The sequence below is a fragment of the Bacillus sp. 22475 genome, assembly GCF_052044835.1.
Taxonomy (GTDB): domain Bacteria; phylum Bacillota; class Bacilli; order Bacillales; family Bacillaceae_G; genus Bacillus_A; species Bacillus_A cereus.
This window is the reverse complement of sequence record NZ_JBQENW010000013.1, coordinates 119,205-140,027: the sequence shown is the minus strand read 5'-3', so window position 1 is coordinate 140,027 and position 20,823 is coordinate 119,205. Positions and strand designations below refer to the sequence as shown.

Here is a 20,823-nt window from a genome sequence, read left to right as displayed (position 1 = left end):
ACTCGTGGAGCTAGCTACTATTCCTCGAAGCACGTATTATGATTTAGTAAAGAAAATGAATCGTCCAGATGTAGATGCCGTTTTGAAAGCTGAGATTAAAGCGATTTATGAGGAAAATGAAGGTCGTTATGGTTACCGTCGCATTCGTGATGAATTAACGAATCGTGGCCAGAAAGTGAACCACAAGAAGGTTCAGCGCATTATGAAAGAGCTTGGGTTAAAGTGTGTTGTGCGTATGAAAAAATATAAATCCTATAAAGGAAAAGTCGGTAGAATTGCACCTAATATTTTAGAGCGTAATTTTCATACAGATGCACCGAATCAAAAGTGGGTAACAGACATCACAGAGTTTAAATTGTTTGGAGAAAAACTGTATGTATCACCTGTATTAGATTTGTATAATGGTGAAATTATTACCTATACAATTGGTTCTAGACCGACGTATTCGCTTGTTTCAGACATGTTAGAGAAAGCATTGGAACGTTTACCTGAAACCCACCAGCTACTGATGCATTCGGATCAAGGATGGCATTATCAAATGAGACAGTACGTCCGGACACTTGAATCAAGAGCTATCGTCCAGAGTATGTCTCGAAAAGGCAACTGTTACGACAACGCAGTAATAGAAAATTTCTTTGNGATTATGAAGTCGGAGTTCCTCTACATAAAAGAATTTGAAAATGTAGAGCACTTTAAAATAGAATTAGAAAAATATATAGATTATTATAATACGAAACGGATTAAGGCAGCTTGATAAAAGTGAGCCCGGTACAATACCGGACTCACTTTTATCAAGCTGCCTAATGAAATAACCGTGTCTAACTTTTAGGGGTCACTTCATAAAAGGTGCCACCATATGAGGGTGGCACCTTTTATTGTTCATATAATTTTACGTCCTAATATTAGAGAAGTAGTCAATCACGAATTCACGGAATTGCCGAGCTGTTTTTGATAAGTAACGTTTTTTTGACCAACTTAATCCGATGGTTCGCTGACAAGTGGGTTCAATAATACGCAACTTGCTTGATGCTAAAGTAGAGTTTTTTAATAAAGTTAAACTTGGAACAAAAGCGATGCCGAGACCTTGCTTAATGAGGTCGCTAATCACGGTCGGTTCATCTACTTCAAAAGCAATATGCGGAGTGAAACCAGCTTCTTTACAAAATTCATCCGTTAAGTGCCGAAATCCATAGCCAGTGTTCATACTAATAAAGGGTTCGTCTTTTACTTCATGCAGGTGGATATTTTCTCGGCCGGATAAACGGTGGCCTGAAGGGACGACTAAGAAAATTTCTTCTGTAATAAGTGGTTCCCAAACAATTTCCTCACCTTCAATTGGCACAGAGGAGATACAAAAGTCAATTTCTATATTATCTAGTTGTCGTTTCATAGAAGGAGTAGATGCAAGAAATTGTTGGAATCGAACGTTAGGATGTTCTATTAAAAAAGAGCCAAGTAGTTCTGGTAATATTCTTGGGATAGAAACGGCCAGTGTAATAGAGCTTTGTTGTAATTCGGCTAAATCTTTAATTTCTCGTTCCCCTTCACTTAATTCATGAAAAATACGTTCTACTCGTTTTAAAAATACTTTTCCGAAAGAATTTAAAGTAATCTGTCGGCCTTGGCGATCAAATAAAGGGACGCCTAAATCCTTTTCGAGTCTAGCTATTGTTTTGCTGAGTGAAGGTTGCGCGATATGCAATTCTTCAGCTGCCTTTGTCATATGTTCTAGTCGTGCGACTGTCTGAAAGTATTTTAACTGGAGCAGTTCCATTTCGAATCTCCTTTCTATAGACCAAAAGGAATGAATTGATAATTAAAGATGTATTATACAGTATGGAAAGTGACGTGTATAGTAAATCTGTTAAACCATTCGAAGGGTGTTAAATTAGAAGAGGAGTATGTTTCATGAAGGGAATTAAACTTATATTTAAAGATTGGAAAGCGATGTGGCACCATAAACATGGACGTATCGCTTTAATTTTTTTATTAATCGTTCCATTAATTTATTCAGGATTCTTTTTAGCTGGGTATTGGGATCCGTACGGAAAATTAGATAAATTACCTGTTGCAGTTGTGAATTTAGATAAGGGTGCTGTGATGGATGAAAAAACAATTCATGCAGGAGACGATTTTGTTAAAAATTTAAAAGAGAATAAGGAACTGGCTTTTTATTTCGTATCAGAAAAAAATGCTGATGAAGGGCTAAAAGAAGATAAGTACTATATGGTTGTTACAATTCCAGAGAATTTCTCTAAAAAGGTAAGTACACTTATGGATGAGAAACCAGAACCAGCACAATTGCAGTACAAAGTAAATCCGGGTAAAAACTTTGTAGCAGCGCAAATTGGAACGACAGCTGTTGAAAATATGAAAACAAAAATTTCAAATAGTATTACGAAATCTTATACAGAAGGTGTGTTTTCAAAGTTTCAAGACTTAGCACAAGGGTTGAGTGATGCAAGTAATGGTGCTGAGAAGTTACATGAAGGAACGACCGATGCAAAAAATGGAGCGAATCAGCTTACGAATGGTATTGATCGTTTAAGTGATGGGACATCGAAATTGAAAGAAGGAAGTGAGAAGCTTGCATCCAGTCAATCTGCTTTAACAGGGGGAGCAAATGAGCTGAGTCAAGGAGCGACATCACTTCATAGTGGTATGGAGTTATTAGCACAAGGTGAAAAAACGTTACAATCAGGAGTTAGTGAATTAAGTGCTGGTACAAATGAATGGGTGAGCGGAAGTGAGAAGCTTGCTGAAGGGCAAGTAAAAGCGGATGGTGCAGCTAATAGTATAAAACAACAATTAGAAGAGTACGTGAAAAATCATCCAGAAGTGCAGCAAGATCCCGCTTTTCAAAAAATTGTTGCTACGTCTGATGGACTAGCTAAAGCAACAAGTACTTTAAATAATAGCCAACAACAATTGACACAAGGAGCGAAGAAGCTTACTGACGGTCAACATAAGATTGAAGAAGGCATAAATACATTCGGAGTTAAGTTAAATGAAGCTACTGCTGGAACGAAAAAGATAGCAGATGGTGCATCGAATTTGGCTGATGGATTTATGAAGTGGGGAAATGGATTTACATCATTGAAAGAAGGTGTAAATCAGCTTGCGAGTGGTGGAACGGAGCTGAATAACGGTGCTGGTAAATTAACAAATGGACTTGTTAAACTTGATGATGGTGCGAAAGAACTTTCTACGAAATTAGGAGAGGGCGCAGAGAAGATAGCGGATGTTCGTAATGATGATGCGCGCAATACGATGTTCTCAGAGCCAGTTCAGTTAGTGAAGTCAACAGTTTCTGACGTTCCTAACTACGGTTCAGGCATTGCACCATATTTCTTATCACTTGCATTTTATGTTGGCGGAATTATGGCATCGAATATTTTACCTCTTGGCCGCAGACAAAATATGAAGGTAAGTGGAACGGTACATTTTATTAATAAACTAGGATTGGTATATTTAATTGGACTTATTCAAGCGCTACTCGTAGATGTAGTTGTGCTAGGTGTTATGAAATTAGAAGTTGCCAGTGTGCCACTCTTTGTTTTATCAAGTATTGTGATTTCCTTTACGTTCATGACATTTATTCTTATGTTAGTAACAGTATTTGGTCTTGTTGGAAAGTTCTTAGCAGTAACGCTTCTTGTCTTGCAATTAGCGACGAGCGGGGGGACTTTCCCAGGAGAATTAAACATAGCTGTTCTTAGCAAAATTGGACAGTTTCTCCCAATGTCTCATTCTCTTAGAGGATTACAAGATGTTATCTCTTTAGGAGATTGGTCGCAATTACAAATGCAAATTTTAATATTGTTATGTTACCTCGTTGTTGCCGGTGGAATTGCTTGGATCACGAGCCATATACAGCATAGAGAAACGAATGCAGAACAAGTTTCTTAAAATGAAAGAAGCTATCCGATTTTTTCGGATAGCTTATTTTTTATTTACGTTCCATTACTGCAAAGTAATTATTTTCATTATCAGCAAAGTTGAATGCTCTACCAGTAGGTAAATCTACAACCTGTCCAACTGTGACATTTTTCTCAGAAAGATCTTTATATAGACGGTCTAAGTCATTTGAGAAGAACATAAGTGAAGGTGTATTAAGGTTTAGTTCAGGTTGCATCTTCGCGATTAACGCTTTATCGTGAAGGACGATGCTTGTTCCTGCTTCTTTCGCCGGTGCAATTTCAATCCAGCGGAATCCGTTTCCGTTATTCTCTTCCGCAATGATTTGGAACCCTACTTTTTCTGTCCAAAATTGTACTGTTTCGTCTTGGTTATTTACATATAGCATAATTTGTCCAACTTGATTAATCATAGGTGTCTCTCGCTTTCTTTTTATATGCATATCATTATATCAAATATATGGCTTGAATAGTTTTTTATGATTTTTTCGGAATACAACCTTCGTCCATTTCATCTTTGTTGTAGGAGAAGGACCTGTAATCCAAGTATGAAATGGTATTGTGCTACAAATGACCATTGTTGAAATAGAGATAATAGCCGTTAACACAAATAGTAATAGGCTATATAATATAGTATTTTCTTGCAGTGTGAATAAAGAAAGAAACTTTGTGCATAGTTGCAAGAAGAATAAGTGAGCTAAATAAGCACCATACGTGTAATTTCCAATGAAACGTAACGTTTTATATAAGAAACCACGACGCTGTACTATCATAATAGATAACACATACAGTATGATAATTTCGCATACGATATATAAAAACATAGATGGTTTTAAATAGGTAGAAACAGTTAAATGAATAGAGTTTGCTCCGTAAAAACTAAACAACTCATAATTGATGAATAAAAATAAGATGAAAAATAATATTGTTATAAGCGGGATATGTTTCATGACGAATAGACGCCAAGTTTTTAGTGCTACAGCGGCAATGCCACCCATAACGAAATAGAATGAGTAGAATAGAAATGATCGATCTGTATAATGTAAAATTGTTGAACTTGTTAATTTTTCTCCATTAAAAATATAGTGAGAAGAGAACCACATTAATAGAAAATATAGGCAAGCGAAAAAGGTCATATATTTATATATGTCTTTTTTATTTTCTGTTCGTTTTTGAAACCAATAAAAAAGTGTGCATAGTAAAGGGAACAATAAGTGAATTTGGAACATCATAATAACGTACCAAAGATGGGGCGCGGCTGTTCCGAGTAATAAACTTTTTATTCCGCCTTGTAATGTAATAAGATCATTTGTTGTTAATAAGTAAAGAATAGACCAAAAGAAATAAGGAATGAGTAAGTGTGTCGCTTTTTCAGAAATATATTCTTTATATACTAGTTGCTTCGTATAGTGACGAATTAAGTGAAATCCAACGATAAATATGAATGCTGGTGCTGAGAATTTTGCAAGATTAAATAGCATGCCCATAATGAGGGATTGCTCAAGTAAGACATTTCCTTGATTCATTGTATATAATAACGAACTTTGCAAAACGACAGCGAGAAATGCAATGCTTTGCAAAACTTTAAATTCAGGTGCGCTTTGTGTCATCGTTTCCATCTCCTTTTCCATACATGATTATAGTACGGAGAATGGATAATGGATGTGGAATATTTGTGAAGATTTTAACAAATTTGTGGCGAGAGGAAATATCAACTTATCAACAAATAACGACAAAAAGAGGATGCTCGTTTAGAGCATCCTCTTTCTAGCTATTAAGCAAATTTGTTTTTGATCCAATTCTTACCTTCTACAAGGCGAGCTGTCATTACCGCACAAGCGTTATCTGCTGTTACGTTTAACATCGTTGCAGGTGGATCAATGATTGTACTAATTGCTGCGATAATTGGCAGTGCTTCTGGCGGGAAACCGTATAGAGATACGATTAACATTTCACCGATCATACCACCGCCTGGAATAGCACCCATTACTGTTCCTACTAATAAAGAAACAACAAGTGCGATTGCTAATGTTTTCGGTCCTTCGAATTCCATGTTGAAAATACCGAATAAGAAAGCAATTTTTAATACGCCACCTAAAACAGAGCCGTCTTTATGAAGTGTAGAACCAAGAAGGACAACTGTTTCACGAACGTCTGAAGAAATACCCATTTTCTTCGTTGCTTCTAAGTTCGCTGGAATACTTGCGGCACTACTACAAGTTGCAAGTGATGTAACTGTAGGAGAGACCATGTTCTTCCAAAATACTTGTACACCTTGTTTGCGACCTGCAAGGTATGCATAGAATGTGAAGAATACAAAGAAATAAATTAGAGAAGCTGGGTAGTATACCATTGCTGCTCGGAAGTAAGTTCCAAGAAGTTGTGGTCCAAATTCACCAACTAATGCTGCGAAGTAAGCAGCAAGTCCGATTGGAGCGTAGTACATAATGAAAGATACAACCTTCATTGAAATCTCTGCACCAGCTTGTAGGAATGTAGCGAATGGTTTTCCTTTTTCGCCAACTGCTGAAGTTGCAATCCCCATTAAGATAGAGAAGAAAATAAGAGCTAACATATTTTCACGAGATAGTAACTTCGAGAAGTCAGATACTGTTAAAATACCGACGATTTGATCTGCAACACTAACAGCTTTGCCGGCTTTGTCAGGTTGTGTTAGTTCTAGTACAACACCTTGTGCTGGCGGGAATACTTTCACGACAATAATCATAAAAATAGCAGCTAAAATACTTGTAAATAAGAAAGTCCCAGCCATACTAGACATAATTTTACCGAAACGTTTTAATCCATCCATATTAGCAATAGACGATGCGATGCTAAAGAACACTAGAGGTACAACAATCGTAAACATTAAGTTTAAGAAAATGTCACCAAGCGGCTTTAAAGCAACTGCATCGGCACCCATGAAATAACCAATGAAACCACCAATTAGGATAGAAGATAATAAAATAAGTGGAAAGCGATATGCCTTCATAAATATATCCTCCTATCAATTAAAAAAATCATACTGAATCATTATAGCGAGTTAGAGTCCTCTTTACTAGGAGAATACGGATAAATGGAATAGCGTGAAAACCAAGAAATTTTTGTTTTTAAGCTCGGCATACAGCAGGAAATCTAGACATATATATTTGTAACCTAGTGGTGGCAAGGGATGCACCATAACTTAGGTTTAGAAAAAGGGGGAGGGAAGCGGAATGAATATTTTGCTTTGCTGTGCAGCGGGAATGTCTTCCAGTTTGATTGTTACAAAGATGGAGAAAGCAGCAGAGGCAAGAGGGATAGAAGTAAAAATCTGGGCAGTATCAGGTTCTGAAGTGAATAGCCATATTGATAAAGCTGATGTCCTTTTACTTGGACCGCAAGTACGTTATTTATTACCGAAAATGAAAGAATTATGTAAGGATAAAGGGATACCTGTTGATGTCATTCAATCCGTTCATTATGGACTTTGTAATGGAGAAGCTATCTTGCAAGCAGCTTTGTCAATGAAATCATGAGGAGAGTGGGATAGATGATACAGTTTTTAGAGAAGTATGTGATGCCGGTAGCAGGGAAGGTTGCAGAGCAGAGGCATTTGCAAGCGATTCGAGATGGAATTATTTTAACGATGCCTTTCTTAATTATTGGATCGTTTTTCCTCATTATTAGTGCGCTGCCGATACCGGGATATAACGAGTTTATGGCAGGTTTGTTTGGTGAGAATTGGCAGAGAGCTTTAGGGTATCCAGTTAGTGCAACTTTTAATATAATGGCTTTAATAGCTGTTTTTGGAATCGCTTACAGGCTTGGGGAGTATTATAAAGTGGATGCTTTAGCATCCGGGGCATTGTCGCTTGTGACGTTTTTACTTGCGACTCCATTTCAAGTTGCATATATTATACCAAGTACAAAAGAGAGTGTACTTGTAGAAGGCGCTATCCCAGCAGCATTAATGGGAAGCCAAGGGTTATTTGTAGCAATGATTATTGCACTTATATCTACTGAACTTTATCGGTTTATTGTACAAAAAAAGATAATTATAAAGATGCCAGAGACAGTTCCACCAGCTGTCACGCGTTCATTTGCCGCACTTGTTCCAGGATTTATTGTTGTAACAGTTATTTGGATTTTACGCTTAATTATAGAAAATACTTCTTTTGGCAGTATCCATAATATCGTAGGACAAATTTTACAGGAACCACTTAGTGTACTTGGTGCTAGTCTTTGGGGCGCAATAATAGCAGTTATTCTCGTTCATGTTCTTTGGTCGTGTGGAATTCATGGTGCTACTATTGTTGGTGGTGTAATGAGCCCCGTTTGGTTGTCGTTAATGGATCAAAACCGAGTTGCTTTTCAAGCTGGGCAAGATGTACCAAATACAATTACGGCACAGTTTTTTGACTTATGGATTTATATGGGCGGTTCTGGTGCAACGCTTGCTCTAGTTGTCGGAATGTTACTATTTGCACGAAGTCAACAATTAAAAAGTTTAGGGAGATTGTCAATTGCACCTGGTATATTTAATATTAATGAGATGGTAACTTTTGGTATGCCGATTGTGATGAACCCACTTTTACTAATTCCATTTATATTAGTTCCAGTTGTGTTAACAATTGTTTCTTACTTTGCAATGGAATGGGGATGGGTCGCACGTCCGAGTGGGGCCGCTGTACCTTGGACGACACCTATTCTTTTTAGTGGATATTTAGGATCGGGCGGGAAAATTTCAGGTGTTATTTTGCAACTTGTTAACTTTGCGCTAGCATTCTTCATTTATTTACCGTTCTTAAAAATATGGGATAAACAAAAACTGGCGGAAGAAAAGGGGGAGTAAAGAACTAAAATGGATACGATAGAGACGAAAGCTTTTCATTTAATCTTGCATGGGGGAAACGCGAGAAGTTGTTCAATGGAAGCAATTGATTGTGCGAAGCGTGGGGAGTTTACAGAAGCTGAAGCTAAATTACAAGAAGCACTAGAGGAATTAAAAGAGGCGCACCGTGTACAAACGGAGCTTATCCAGAAAGAAGCTGGTGGCGAGAAGACCGAAGTTACTCTTTTAATGGTACACGCACAAGATCATTTAATGAATGCGATTACGGTGAAGGAATTAGCGAGTGAGTTTGTAGAGTTATATAGGAAGATGTCGGTGGATGAATGAACCTTGCTTATGCAAGGTTTTTTTATTTCATTAAATAGCGGATGAAAATAATAAATTATTTTTCACTAAAAAACTTTTTTAGTGTTATTTTGTTTTAAACATAACTAGACAACTAAACACTAATCTATTTTCATACAGTTATGTGCTAAAAGCGTGTTGTTTTATAACACACTGTGTGTTTTTTGGACGACACACTAATTGAAAGCGTTAACACACAAAGAAAATGCTCGAAAAAGCACTGATTTTAGTGGTTTTAAAAAGTTGGCACGCTAATTGCATTAATAAATAGCGTAAAGAAAAATAAATAAACATAAATTTTTTATACTACACAAGGGGGATTTTCAAATGAATATTTTATTATGTTGCTCAGCAGGGATGTCTACAAGTTTACTAGTTACAAAAATGGAAGCGGCTGCAAAAGCTCGCGGTTTAGAAGGAAAGATTTGGGCTGTATCTGGGGATGCAGTAAAAACAAATATCGATCAAGCAGATGTGTTATTACTAGGACCACAAGTTCGTTACATGCTCTCTTCAATGAAAACGCTTGCTGATGAGAAAAACGTTGGAATCGACGTTATCAATCCGATGCATTACGGCATGATGAATGGAGAAGCAGTTTTAGATCACGCGTTAACACTTAAAAAATAATTAGGGGGGAAGCGAAATGCAAAAGTTTATTGCATTTATGGAGAAGTATTTAGTTCCAGTCGCAGGAAGAATCGGATCGCAGCGTCATTTAGTTGCAATCCGTGATGGTTTTATCGCAGTTATGCCTCTTATTTTAGTTGGATCGTTTGCAGTACTTATAAATAATCTACCAGTTGATGCATTCCAAAAACTTATGAAGGGTGCATTTGGGGATGTTTGGAAAGATATCGGCGGTGGTATGTGGACAGGGTCCTTTGCAATATTAGCTCTCATAGCCGCAGTTGGGATAAGTTATAATTTAGCGAAATCTTACGGTGTAGACGCGTTGTCAGCAGCAATTATTACATTCGGTGCATTAATTATTATATCTCCGACAACGCCGAAAGAAGGCGGTATTGATTTAGCTTGGACAGGATCACAAGGTTTATTCGTTTCTATCATTGTAGCTCTTCTTGTAACCGAGGTATTCAGGTTCTTTGTTCAAAGGGATATTACAATTAAGATGCCAGATGGTGTTCCACCAGCAGTAATGAAATCATTCGCAGCATTAGTTCCAGCATTCGTTATTTTAATCGCAACAGCAAGTATTCAGTTAGCTGTGAAATTAGCGGGAACAAGTATTCATAAAATCGTATTTGAAACAATTCAATTACCATTACAAGGTTTAGCAGGTACGTTACCAAGTGCAATTATTATCGCATTACTTATTCACGTATTATGGTTCTTCGGATTACATGGTCCTAATATTATCGGTGGTATTATCGACCCAATTTATTTACCAGCACTAGAAAAGAACATTAAATTATTTAACGATGGTATGTCTGCATATGATGTACCGAATATTTTCACAAAACCATTCTTTGATGTATATGTGTACATCGGTGGATCAGGTGCTACTTTAGCATTCTTAGTAGCGGTAATGCTTGTTGCAAAAAGTGCGCAACTTCGTGGTGTAGGCCGTGTATCTATCGGCCCTGGTTTCTTTAACATTAACGAACCAGTTATTTTCGGTACGCCAATTGTATTAAACCCAGCTCTAATTATTCCATTCGTACTTACACCAGTTGTATTGGTTATTACTTCTTATACAGCAATTTATTTAGGATGGGTACCAAAGACAGTTGCTTTAGTTCCTTGGACAATGCCACCAATCTTTAGTGGTTATCTTGTATCGGGTGGAAGCATCGCTGGTGCTGTACTACAGCTTGTAAACTTTGCAATTGCGGTAGTAATTTACTATCCATTCGTATTAATGTGTGATCGTACTTATGTGCAAGCTGCAAAAGCTGAAACAAAAGGAAGTGACAATACAATATCACTTTAAAAATATTATTCTGACGAGTTCCTATAGCTCGTCAGAATAATTACCTTTATATCATGTTCAGAAAGATGAGACCCATCTTCAAGAACACCAAACTATCATTCATAAAATAATAATTTAATAGACATGTTCAAACTGAAGGGGTATTTAAATCGGTTGAACCTTATAGAGAGGGCGGTAATTATGATGACTACAGCAGAACAAATTCCATTCCAATTAATTTTAAATAGTGGTAATGCACGAAGCTTTGCAATGGAGGCACTTCAATTTGCCAAACAGGGGAAAATGGCAGAGGCTGATGAAGCGATGGTAAAGGCGAAAGAAGCGATCAATGAAGCGCATCATTTCCAAACAGAGCTCATACAATCAGAAGCAAGAGGAGAAAAAACAGAGATTAGTGTTCTTTTAATTCACGCACAAGATCATTTAATGAATGCGATTACAGTAAAAGAATTAGCGGCAGAGTTTATCGATCTTTATAAAAAATTAGAAGCGAAAGGGGAATAAAACATGACTGGAATTAAAATTGCTACAATCGGCGGTGGATCTAGTTATACACCAGAGTTAATTGAAGGATTTATTAAACGTTATGATGAGCTTCCTGTTCGTGAAATTTGGTTAGTAGATATTGAGGCAGGAAAAGAAAAGTTAGAAATCGTTGGTAACTTAGCGAAACGTATGGTGAAAAAGTCAGGTTTACCAATTGAGGTACATTTAACACTTGATCGCCGCGAGGCATTGAAGGATGCTGACTTCGTAACAACACAGCTTCGCGTTGGTTTATTAGAAGCACGTGCAAAAGATGAAGCGATCCCGTTAAAATATGATGTAATCGGTCAGGAAACGAATGGTCCTGGTGGTTTATTCAAAGCGCTGAGAACGATTCCTGTTATTTTAGATATTTGTAAGGATATGGAGGAGCTTTGTCCGAATGCATGGTTAATTAACTTTGCGAACCCAGCAGGTATGGTAACAGAAGCTGTTCTTCGTTATACAAATATTCAAAGAGTAGTCGGTCTATGTAACGTTCCAATCGGAATTCGCATGGGTCTTGCAAGATTACTGGAAGTAGATGCAAGTCGTGTCCACGTTGATTTTGCAGGTTTAAATCACATGGTATACGGACTAGACGTATATTTAGATGGCGTAAGTGTAATGGATCGAGTATTAGAACTTGTGACAGATCCAGAAAAGCAAATTACGATGGAAAATATCGCAGCGCTTAATTGGGAGCCAGACTTTATTCGTGGTCTTCGCGCGATTCCATGTCCATACCATCGTTACTACTACAAAACACGTGAAATGTTAGAAGAAGAGAAAGAAGCTTCGGTTGAAAAAGGTACACGTGCAGAAGTAGTAAAACAATTAGAAAATGATTTATTTGAGTTATATAAAGACCCGAACTTAGATATTAAACCACCACAATTAGAAAAACGTGGCGGAGCTTATTACAGTGATGCAGCATGTAGCTTAATTACGTCTATTTACAATAATAAAGGTGATATCCAGCCTGTTAATACACGAAACAACGGAACAATTGCAAGCTTACCACATGATTCAGCTGTTGAAGTGAACTGTATTATTACGAAAGAAGGTCCAAAACCAATTGCGGTTGGAGATCTTCCAGTACCAGTTCGCGGTTTAGTACAACAAATTAAATCATTCGAGCGCACGACAATTGAAGCTGCTGTTACAGGGGATTATCATAAAGCGCTGCTTGCTATGACAATCAATCCACTTGTACCATCAGATAAAGTTGCAAAACAAATTTTAGATGAAATGTTGGAAGCACATAAAGAATATCTTCCGCAGTTCTTTAAAAAGGTAGAGAAGTAAAAGCGGCGCTATTTAGCCCGCTTTTTTTATTCTATTAGGAGGTATTACGATGATTCAGTTAATTGTAAATGCAGATGATTTCGGTCTTACAGAGGGTACAAATTACGGCATTATTGATGGACATATAAATGGACTTGTGAATTCAACGACGATGATGATGAATATGCCAGGAACAGAGCATGCGGTACGTTTAGCAAAGGAGCATAAAACATTAGGAGTAGGAGTGCATCTCGTATTAACGGCAGGAGAACCACTGTTAAAGGATGTACCATCACTCGTAGGGGCAAACGGATCGTTTCATAAGCAAAGTGTTGTAAGGGAAGGGAATATAAATCCAGAAGAAGTTGAGAGAGAATGGACTGCTCAAATTGAGAAGTTTTTATCTTACGGATTAACACCAACTCATTTAGATAGTCATCATCATGTGCATGGTTTACCGATTTTACATGATGTCCTTGAGAGATTAGCGGCTACATATAATGTTCCGATTCGTCGTTGTGAAGAAGATAGAGCGGTGCGCCCATTTTCTGATGTGTTTTACAGTGACTTTTATGCGGATGGTGTGACGGAAGATTACTTTGTGAAGTTAAAAGAAAGAGTACAAGGTGAACAAACGGTAGAAATTATGGTTCATCCAGCTTATATTGATCCAGAGCTTGTGAAGCGTTCTTCTTACGTAATGGATCGTGTGAAGGAATTGCGTATTTTAACAGAGAGTGAGTTGCCAGAAGGAATAGAACTTGTGAAGTTCTAATAGAAAAAACGACGGCTACATCATGCCGTCGTTTTTTCTATTTATAAAATGGACAGAATATATCCGCCAAAGGCTCCGAGTATAACGATAACCCAAGGTGGTGTTTTCCAAAAAGCTAGTAAGCAAAAAAGAAGCGAAGCGAAAACGAAATCTGAAGCATTTATAATTGTACTCGTCCAAATGGGATCGTAAAAAGCGGCAATTAAAATACCAACAACTGCGGCGTTAACACCAAGTAGTGCGCCTTGTATGAATGATATTTTTCTCACACTGTTCCAAAATGGTAAAACACCAATAACGAGTAAGAAAGCAGGGAGGAAAATCGCAATTGTTGCGAGTGTTGCCCCAAGCGTCCCGTTTAACACTGCTCCTATATAAGAGGCGAATGTAAATAGTGGTCCTGGTACTGCTTGTGTTAATCCGTATCCAGCTAGGAACTGTTCTTTCGTCATCATGCCGTTTTGTACGAACTCACCTTCAAGAAGGGGCAGCACGACGTGTCCTCCTCCAAATACAAGTGCGCCAGAGCGATAGAAACTATCAAATAAAGCGGTGTAATAAGAGAACGGTCTTAATATTGGTAGCAGTAGTAAGAGTCCAAAGAATAAGACGAGACAAGAAACTGCTATCTTTTTTGAAATAGGTACTTTTATATGCTGAGATTGGCTAATTGGTTGGTTGCGATATAAAAACCAGCCAATAAAGCCACATATTATAATGAGGATCACTTGCGTCCAGCTACTTGGCCATAATAAGGCGATTGCGGCAGTTACAATCGCAATCGTCGCACGGTTGCGATCTGGAGTTAACTTTTGCGCCATTCCCCATATGGCGTGAGCGACAATAGCGACTGCTACAAGTTTTAGTCCATGAATCCAGCCAGCACTCCCAAGATCGAACTGATTAAGGAATGAGGCGAAGAAAACTAAAACAAGGACAGACGGTAAAGTGAATCCAATCCATGAAATAATAGCTCCTAAAAGCCCGCCCCGTAATAATCCAACCCCCATACCGACTTGACTGCTGGCAGGGCCAGGAAGGAATTGACACAGTGCTACTAAGTCTCCATAACTTTTTTCATCCATCCATTTTCTTTTTTGCACGTATTCGTGGTGAAAATAGCCGAGATGAGCGACAGGACCGCCGAATGAAGTAAGTCCTAATTTAAATGAGACGAGAAAAATCTCTAATAATATTTGAAAAGTGTATTTGTTAGTTTTCAATGGAACCTCCTATAATGTTTTTCTATGTGCATTATACAAGAGACGTTCAATCTACAGGAACGATTTTAATGTAAAGATTTTGTGAATCTTTTCTTTGTAATTAAAATTGAAAAAGTCATAAATGATTATGTCTAAACCATAAAGTAGTAGAAGTAGTGCTGGGAAATTTATATAAGGAGAATGCCTTATGACAACACATTTCTTTGCCAGGTTAACAGGTAAGAGGGAAGTGCCTCCTGTAAATACAGAAGCTTTTGGGGTAGCAGAGTTTATTTTTAGTGATGATTTAACGAAATTGCATTACAGAGTAATACTAAAAAATATAGAAAAGGTCACGTCATGCCAAATTCATTTAGGGAAATCTACTCAAATTGGTCCTGTTGTTTTCTATTTGTATGGACCATTGGAGCAAGGGATTAGCTTGAATGAGGGGAGCGTTACTGGTGTAGTGAATGTGGAGGATTTTGAGGGACCTTTACAAGGGAAATCATTTGTACATTTGCTTCAAGAAATTATTCAAGCAAATGTATATGTTAATGTCCATACGAAATCACATAAAGGAGGAGAAATAAGAGGGCGAGTTAGAAAAGTAAAGAAGTAGAAGAAAAGGCTGTCCATATGTTGGAACAGCCTTTTCTTCTTAATATAAGGTGCTAGTTGTAACGAGTATTGTCAGTAAATCGATATATTTTGAAAATCGCTAATATAATATCGTCTCAATTAATTTTTAACAGGCTGATTTTTAATAAAGAAGTCCATAACGTAAAATACTTCGTCATCTGGTATTTGTATTTCAAATGTATTTTCAATTGGTTGCAATGCTTTTTTTACTTTCATATACATCCAGTATTCATCTTGTCTTCTTTTCTCTTTATCAGGGTGAGGAAGAAGGCTTTCTCCTTTTTGAAGACGGTCAACCATACAGCTCATATGCAAAATAACACCCATTAAGCTATCAGGAGTTAGCTGTAAGGAAATTAATTCTTGGATTGTATTTAATGCGTAACGAATTGTTTTGATCAGTAATGCCCCATCGTTACGCTGCATTTGTTGTTCAAGAATATCCGCCATTTTTGCATACGTTTCTTCATACGTAATTAATTCTTGAATGGGCTGAATTGCTGTGTAGTTTACGATGTCTTGGAAATGATATGTTAAGCATGGCACTTGCACATCGAAATTTGTGACGATACAAATGATGTTACGCTCTTTTTTTATGTTCTCGATCATTTTCGTTAAATCTTTTTCATGGACGATACTAATCGGAATAATTTCAATTAAGTCTTTATCAAATCGTAAATAGTTCTCTAACATTTTTTGAATAGCTAAAGCACTTCCTTCACCAGTTAAACAAGCTGTTAAAATAACAGATTTCATTGGAGAGAGAGGTTTTTTCTTTTCTTCTTGTACGTTTAAGTAAAACGGTGTTAAATTTTTTACTGTTTCATATAGCGCATCTAATGAATAACCGAGCTGAGCTTTTCGAGCTGCTTCCAGTGCATGTGGTGTGCTCGTCATCGAGAGAACACGTACAGGGATTTTGAACTCCGTTTCTAATATGTCACCGATATAAGCAAGTGACCCCATATCGACAAGTAAGAGAAGCCCATTTACATTTTGTAGTGTTTTCATATATACTTTCACACGTTCCAAGAAATCTTTCGGTGATTCATGTAACGGCATATCAATACCGGTTACTTCCTCAATGCCGAGAAGTTCGTTTGCAACGTTTGCCATTTCAGTTGCGATGCCATTACCGTGTGCTAATATTAATACTTTTACTTCTGTTTGTGAGGCAGGAATTGGATCAACAACGAAGAACATTGTTAAAAAGCCAGCTTCATCAATAGGCATTGTTATTTGTAATTCTTCCTCCAGTAGTTGAATGCATTGCATGGCTACGGAAAAAGCTTCTTTATATTTCGTACGAATTTGATTTAATTGTGGGTGATGTATTTGTTTTCCGCTTTGTAAACGTTGTAGAGTTGTCTGTACATGTAAACTTAAAGCGAGAAATACTTTTTCATCAAACGTCTTAGATAAATGCTTTTCAGCAAGTTCCGCTATTTTTTCACATACGGAAACGATATTACGATCCACAATTTTAAAAACATTTTCATGGCTTGTTTTTTTTGATATTTGGTTAAAATATTGTACGAAAAAGCTTTGAACATCATTTTCTATTAGTAATTCTAATTCTTCCTCTTCAATACCGCGTGCTTGAAGTTCTTCGTATTTATAGTCAATATAATCGTAAATAGAAGAGCGTTTTTCATCTTCTGTTTTATGATTACTCCAACCTTCCTCACCTGTAAATACAAATGTTTCATTTGGTATTTGGTATAAGTGACGGCTCTTCCTTTCAATGAACAACCCTTCTTTCATATACCAAGGTAAATCTGTACTTGAAACATAGACAGAATCACGTTTCTTTGTGACCAAATCAGAATAGGCTTTCGCACAGGCAATTTGAACATCTGTTTTTAATTGACCAATGTTATTGGGACAATTGTAAAAGACGAAAGCACGCATTGCATTTGGGCTAACGTGAATGTCTTTTCGCAGACGAATTGCTTCATTTGTGAAAAATAGCTGTAGTAAAGCAAAGCGCTCTTTATGTGTACGCTCACGAAGTGGTGGCAGCGTAACAGTCATCGGTATACGTCTTGTAAATGTTTTTAATAAAAAGGAATTTGGTTCTTCTGTTGTTGCAGTAATGATTAATACTTGTGCTTTACGCTCGTTCTCTGTTTCTCCAAGGCGGCGGTATACTCCACGGTCAATAAAGGTGAAAAGCATTTCTTGGCCTTCTGGAGGCAGACGATGTACTTCATCTAAGAAGAGAATTCCTTCATGAGCTTTTTCAATTAATCCTTTTTGATCACTTGCACCTGTGTAAGCCCCTTTTTTAATCCCAAATAACTGTCCAAGTAGTAGTTGTGGATTGTTTGCGTAATCAGCACAGTTAAAGACGATAAATGGTGCATTTTTGGGAAGCTGTTCAACTTCAATTGCATATTCGTGCATTAAAGAAGCAAACATAGACTTTCCGACCCCTGTTTCTCCTAGTAGTAAAGTATGCATACCGTTTGGAGGGTAGAGAATAGAAGCTTTCGCTTTTTCAATTGCGATTTTAAGGCTCGTATTTTCAATTGCAAATGTATCTAATGAAGTTATGTCTTTTGAATGCGTTTCCAACGAAGTGTTCGTTTCTATGTAAAAACGAACAGGTCGCGTATTTGTTTTTAATAACCGTTTATCTTTTACAAGTTTGTTTAAGTCGCTACTTACATTGGCGCGATCTAGTTGTAGAAATGTAGCGAGTTCTGATGCGGTTACACCTTCTGTATAATTTCCTTCTTGTATTGCATTAAAAATGAGATCTATTCGTTTCATTTCCATTCACCTCGAAACTTCATCACTATTTAAAATTTTACACAAAAATGGGAAGGGTGGGAAGAGAAAAATAAAACAGCTTTAGTCTAGAAGTACTAAAGCTGTTACAATCTTGTGTCTTTCCAAAAATTCACCTCGAGATGAGAAGATGGATTATAGGGAAGAAGTTTGTATCCTTGTGACTGTAAATAATCAATTACTTTTGGCAGTATTTGTACGGTCACACTCGAATCATGCATTAAAATAACTTCGACTTGTTCATCACTTTGATTACGCACTCTTTCGAGTATGGCAGAAGGATTATCATAGCTTTTCCAGTCATAAGTATCGATTGTCCAATCCCACATTTTATACTGGGCTGATACAAGTGCGTCACGGTAATTCTTTTTTAAGTAAGGCATACTACCATATGGAACGCGAACGAGATGTGTATTTAATTTCGTAACTTGCTGGACTATGCTTTGTGTTTGTTCCATTTCTGCAATTAAAGTGGAAGGGTCACCAGTGTAAAGGCGTTTTACATCATGTGACATGCTATGGAGCCCGATATAATGTCCTTCTTTAATTAATCGTTGCATCGTTTTTTTGTAATGCGGCACTTTTCCGCCAATAACAAAGAAAGTTGCTTTTCCGTTCTTTTCTTTTAAGATGTTTAAAATTTGTGTAGTATATTTGTTTGGACCGTCATCAAATGTTAAGTACGCAATTTTTTGTGTAGGAGAAGTTGTTTCAGTATTTGGATGATGTTCAGCAGGAATAACGGTTGTTGCTTCAGTATTAGATGATGCGTACGTAGTAATTGTTAAGAATAAAATAATACATTGAAATACTCGCTTAATCATAACATTCACCCTCAGTTTGACAATCAAGATGTAAAAAAACTTGATACTTTTCTTATTATGTATATCTTTCTCCAATAGAGGAACTCTCAAACAATCTATATTTTGGAAATATAAAATAAGGAATAAAAAATAGCATCCTAAAGGATGCTATTTGAATATTTCATAATGGTAAAGGCTATACTACAATTAGTCTTCGCGTTTTTTCACTTTTTTATAAAAGGAAATAAGTGGTTTGTAACGTTCATGTACAAGCCCGATTATTTCAGCAATGATTTCTGTGAAGAAAATCAAAGCGAAAAGAAGAATAATGGATAACCATAACGTTGCACTAGTGAAAATAATGGCATTTACACTAAAGAAAATACCGAATGCGTATATAATTAGTACCGTTTTACGATGAGAGAATCCCATTGCAAGTAAGCGGTGATGTAAATGCGATTTATCTGGTGCTGAAATAGGTTTTTTATTTACGATACGACGGATGATTGCAAATATCGTATCAAATATAGGTACACCTAAAATGATAATTGGAACGATAAAACTGAATAACGTTACACTTTTGTATAATCCAAGTAACGATATAACAGAAATACAGTATCCTAAAAACAGTGCTCCTGTATCTCCCATGAAAATTTTTGCTGGATGGAAGTTGAAGAATAAAAATCCAATTGTACTTGCTAATATAATTAATGCGAGTGGCAAGATAATAGCTGTTCCAGTACCCCATGGGCTAGTGAAGGCCATATATGCTAGCGTTGCAAGTACGATAGATGAAATACCAGCAGATAATCCATCTAAGCCGTCAATTAAGTTGATTGCATTCGTAATACCTACAAGCCAAAATACTGTAATTGGATAAGCAAGCCATCCAAGTTCAGTATCCCCAAGGAATGGGATATATAATACTTGCACTAATAATCCACTTTTTACAATCATAATGGCAACTAACAGTTGTCCACCGAATTTTACTTTCGCAGATAACTCGTACATATCATCTAAAATTCCGATGATTACAATGATAATCGCACCTAGTGTTATCGATAACATTCTTTGCTCATATAATCCGCCGACAACAAATCCTACAGCTACACCAATAAATATTGCTAACCCGCCAAGACGTGGCATAATCTTTTGGTGCACTTTACGTGCGTTTGGCTTATCTGTCGCTCCTATTTTAAAAGCTAATTTAATAACTAAAGGAGTAACGACGAGTACAGTGATGAAAGATGCCAAAATGGCATAAATCACTTGTGAGTCCATTAATACCCCACCCTTTATATTCTAACGTAATTTTTTTTTTGAAGATATATTTATCTGAAAATTATGATGTTTATTTACAGGCTCATAACATATGGTATCACAAAAAGATTAGAATTCAATCTTTTTTTCTCTTTACGGTTAATGGAAGCGGATAGAATATATGACAATTGTATATAGAATGTTGCATCATATGAGAAGGTTAATCGTACTGGACTTTGGAATATGACATTTCCTTTTTTTCTTCGATAGTGAATACTTTTAGTTCAGTATTATAAGTGTTACACGTAGAAATGAGTAAGTTTCATGTTAAAATGTGGGAATTTATCTAGCGTCAACTAGTAGCCCCATTCCTACTAATTAAAGTTTCACTTTATCCCGCATTAATGGGCAGTAAGACCCCCTCCTCAAAATTCAGCGAAGCAAAGAAGTTAGGTGGGGATCAACTGCCCGTAAAAGCCCCACTGA

Annotated in this window: 18 protein-coding genes and 1 pseudogene; 11 read left to right on the top strand and 8 right to left on the bottom strand. The window is 36.9% G+C overall.

The window, feature by feature from the left end:
* Positions 1-804, top strand: a pseudogene (locus ACTJJY_RS20240) (IS3 family transposase); the annotation flags it as partial.
* 85 nt (positions 805-889) lie between these two features.
* Here the strand turns inward: ACTJJY_RS20240 and ACTJJY_RS20235 are convergent.
* A complete protein-coding gene (locus tag ACTJJY_RS20235; protein ID WP_016125703.1) occupies positions 890-1,774 on the bottom strand; it encodes a LysR family transcriptional regulator in 885 nt (294 codons plus the stop codon).
* Between the two features lie 134 nt (positions 1,775-1,908).
* On the opposite strand from ACTJJY_RS20235, the gene ACTJJY_RS20230 reads away from it, so the two are divergent.
* Positions 1,909-3,909 carry a YhgE/Pip family protein gene (locus ACTJJY_RS20230; protein WP_440606373.1) on the top strand — a complete coding sequence of 667 codons (2,001 nt, stop codon included), beginning with the start codon at positions 1,909-1,911 and terminating at the stop codon, positions 3,907-3,909.
* Positions 3,910-3,949: 40 nt separating this feature from the next.
* Here the strand turns inward: ACTJJY_RS20230 and ACTJJY_RS20225 are convergent, their stop codons facing one another.
* From ACTJJY_RS20225 to ACTJJY_RS20215, 3 genes are all read right to left on the bottom strand, one after another.
* Positions 3,950-4,330, bottom strand: coding sequence for a VOC family protein (locus ACTJJY_RS20225; protein ID WP_000610162.1), 381 nt, complete (start codon positions 4,328-4,330; stop codon positions 3,950-3,952).
* A 39-nt stretch (positions 4,331-4,369) separates the two neighbouring features.
* Entirely contained in the window at positions 4,370-5,527 is a 1,158-nt protein-coding gene (locus ACTJJY_RS20220) for an acyltransferase (protein WP_000194332.1), read from the bottom strand.
* Between the two features lie 164 nt (positions 5,528-5,691).
* Complete coding sequence (locus tag ACTJJY_RS20215; RefSeq protein ID WP_000649376.1) at positions 5,692-6,909, bottom strand: dicarboxylate/amino acid:cation symporter; 1,218 nt, start codon at positions 6,907-6,909, stop codon at positions 5,692-5,694.
* A gap of 223 nt (positions 6,910-7,132) precedes the next feature.
* Between ACTJJY_RS20215 and ACTJJY_RS20210 the strand changes: the two genes are divergently transcribed.
* The 8 genes from ACTJJY_RS20210 (at position 7,133) to chbG (ending at position 13,637) form a co-directional block, all read left to right on the top strand.
* A complete protein-coding gene (locus tag ACTJJY_RS20210) occupies positions 7,133-7,435 on the top strand; it encodes a PTS sugar transporter subunit IIB (protein ID WP_440606372.1) in 303 nt (100 codons plus the stop codon).
* 14 nt (positions 7,436-7,449) lie between these two features.
* Entirely contained in the window at positions 7,450-8,751 is a 1,302-nt protein-coding gene (gene celB / locus ACTJJY_RS20205) for a PTS cellobiose transporter subunit IIC (RefSeq protein ID WP_440606371.1), read from the top strand.
* Positions 8,752-8,760: 9 nt separating this feature from the next.
* Complete coding sequence (locus tag ACTJJY_RS20200) at positions 8,761-9,078, top strand: PTS lactose/cellobiose transporter subunit IIA (RefSeq protein WP_000379645.1); 318 nt, start codon at positions 8,761-8,763, stop codon at positions 9,076-9,078.
* A 345-nt stretch (positions 9,079-9,423) separates the two neighbouring features.
* Positions 9,424-9,726 carry a PTS sugar transporter subunit IIB gene (locus ACTJJY_RS20195; protein WP_001023567.1) on the top strand — a complete coding sequence of 101 codons (303 nt, stop codon included), beginning with the start codon at positions 9,424-9,426 and terminating at the stop codon, positions 9,724-9,726.
* 16 nt (positions 9,727-9,742) lie between these two features.
* On the top strand, positions 9,743-11,050 hold the full coding sequence (celB, locus tag ACTJJY_RS20190; protein ID WP_277509066.1) for a PTS cellobiose transporter subunit IIC: 1,308 nt from the start codon (positions 9,743-9,745) through the stop codon (positions 11,048-11,050).
* Positions 11,051-11,230: 180 nt separating this feature from the next.
* The gene (locus tag ACTJJY_RS20185) at positions 11,231-11,554 is read left to right on the top strand and encodes a PTS lactose/cellobiose transporter subunit IIA (RefSeq protein WP_000989050.1); all 324 of its coding nucleotides are present in this window, start codon (positions 11,231-11,233) and stop codon (positions 11,552-11,554) included.
* A gap of 3 nt (positions 11,555-11,557) precedes the next feature.
* On the top strand, positions 11,558-12,883 hold the full coding sequence (gene celF, locus ACTJJY_RS20180) for a 6-phospho-beta-glucosidase (protein WP_000145762.1): 1,326 nt from the start codon (positions 11,558-11,560) through the stop codon (positions 12,881-12,883).
* Between the two features lie 49 nt (positions 12,884-12,932).
* Positions 12,933-13,637 carry a chitin disaccharide deacetylase gene (chbG, locus tag ACTJJY_RS20175; RefSeq protein WP_277509067.1) on the top strand — a complete coding sequence of 235 codons (705 nt, stop codon included), beginning with the start codon at positions 12,933-12,935 and terminating at the stop codon, positions 13,635-13,637.
* Positions 13,638-13,678: 41 nt separating this feature from the next.
* Here chbG and ACTJJY_RS20170 read toward each other — a convergent pair whose 3' ends face one another.
* Positions 13,679-14,860: a chromate transporter gene (locus ACTJJY_RS20170; RefSeq protein ID WP_277509069.1), complete on the bottom strand. Its 1,182-nt coding sequence runs from the start codon at positions 14,858-14,860 to the stop codon at positions 13,679-13,681.
* A 187-nt stretch (positions 14,861-15,047) separates the two neighbouring features.
* On the opposite strand from ACTJJY_RS20170, the gene exsM reads away from it, so the two are divergent.
* Positions 15,048-15,461, top strand: coding sequence for an exosporium regulatory protein ExsM (gene exsM / locus ACTJJY_RS20165; RefSeq protein WP_277509071.1), 414 nt, complete (start codon positions 15,048-15,050; stop codon positions 15,459-15,461).
* A gap of 119 nt (positions 15,462-15,580) precedes the next feature.
* On the opposite strand, the gene ACTJJY_RS20160 is transcribed toward exsM, so the two are convergent.
* From ACTJJY_RS20160 to ACTJJY_RS20150, 3 genes are all read right to left on the bottom strand, one after another.
* On the bottom strand, positions 15,581-18,256 hold the full coding sequence (locus ACTJJY_RS20160; protein WP_000820950.1) for a PRD domain-containing protein: 2,676 nt from the start codon (positions 18,254-18,256) through the stop codon (positions 15,581-15,583).
* A 104-nt stretch (positions 18,257-18,360) separates the two neighbouring features.
* Entirely contained in the window at positions 18,361-19,098 is a 738-nt protein-coding gene (locus ACTJJY_RS20155) for a polysaccharide deacetylase family protein (RefSeq protein WP_065485867.1), read from the bottom strand.
* Between the two features lie 186 nt (positions 19,099-19,284).
* On the bottom strand, positions 19,285-20,358 hold the full coding sequence (locus ACTJJY_RS20150) for a glycosyltransferase family 4 protein (protein WP_000378306.1): 1,074 nt from the start codon (positions 20,356-20,358) through the stop codon (positions 19,285-19,287).
* Positions 20,359-20,823: the final 465 nt, after the last annotated feature.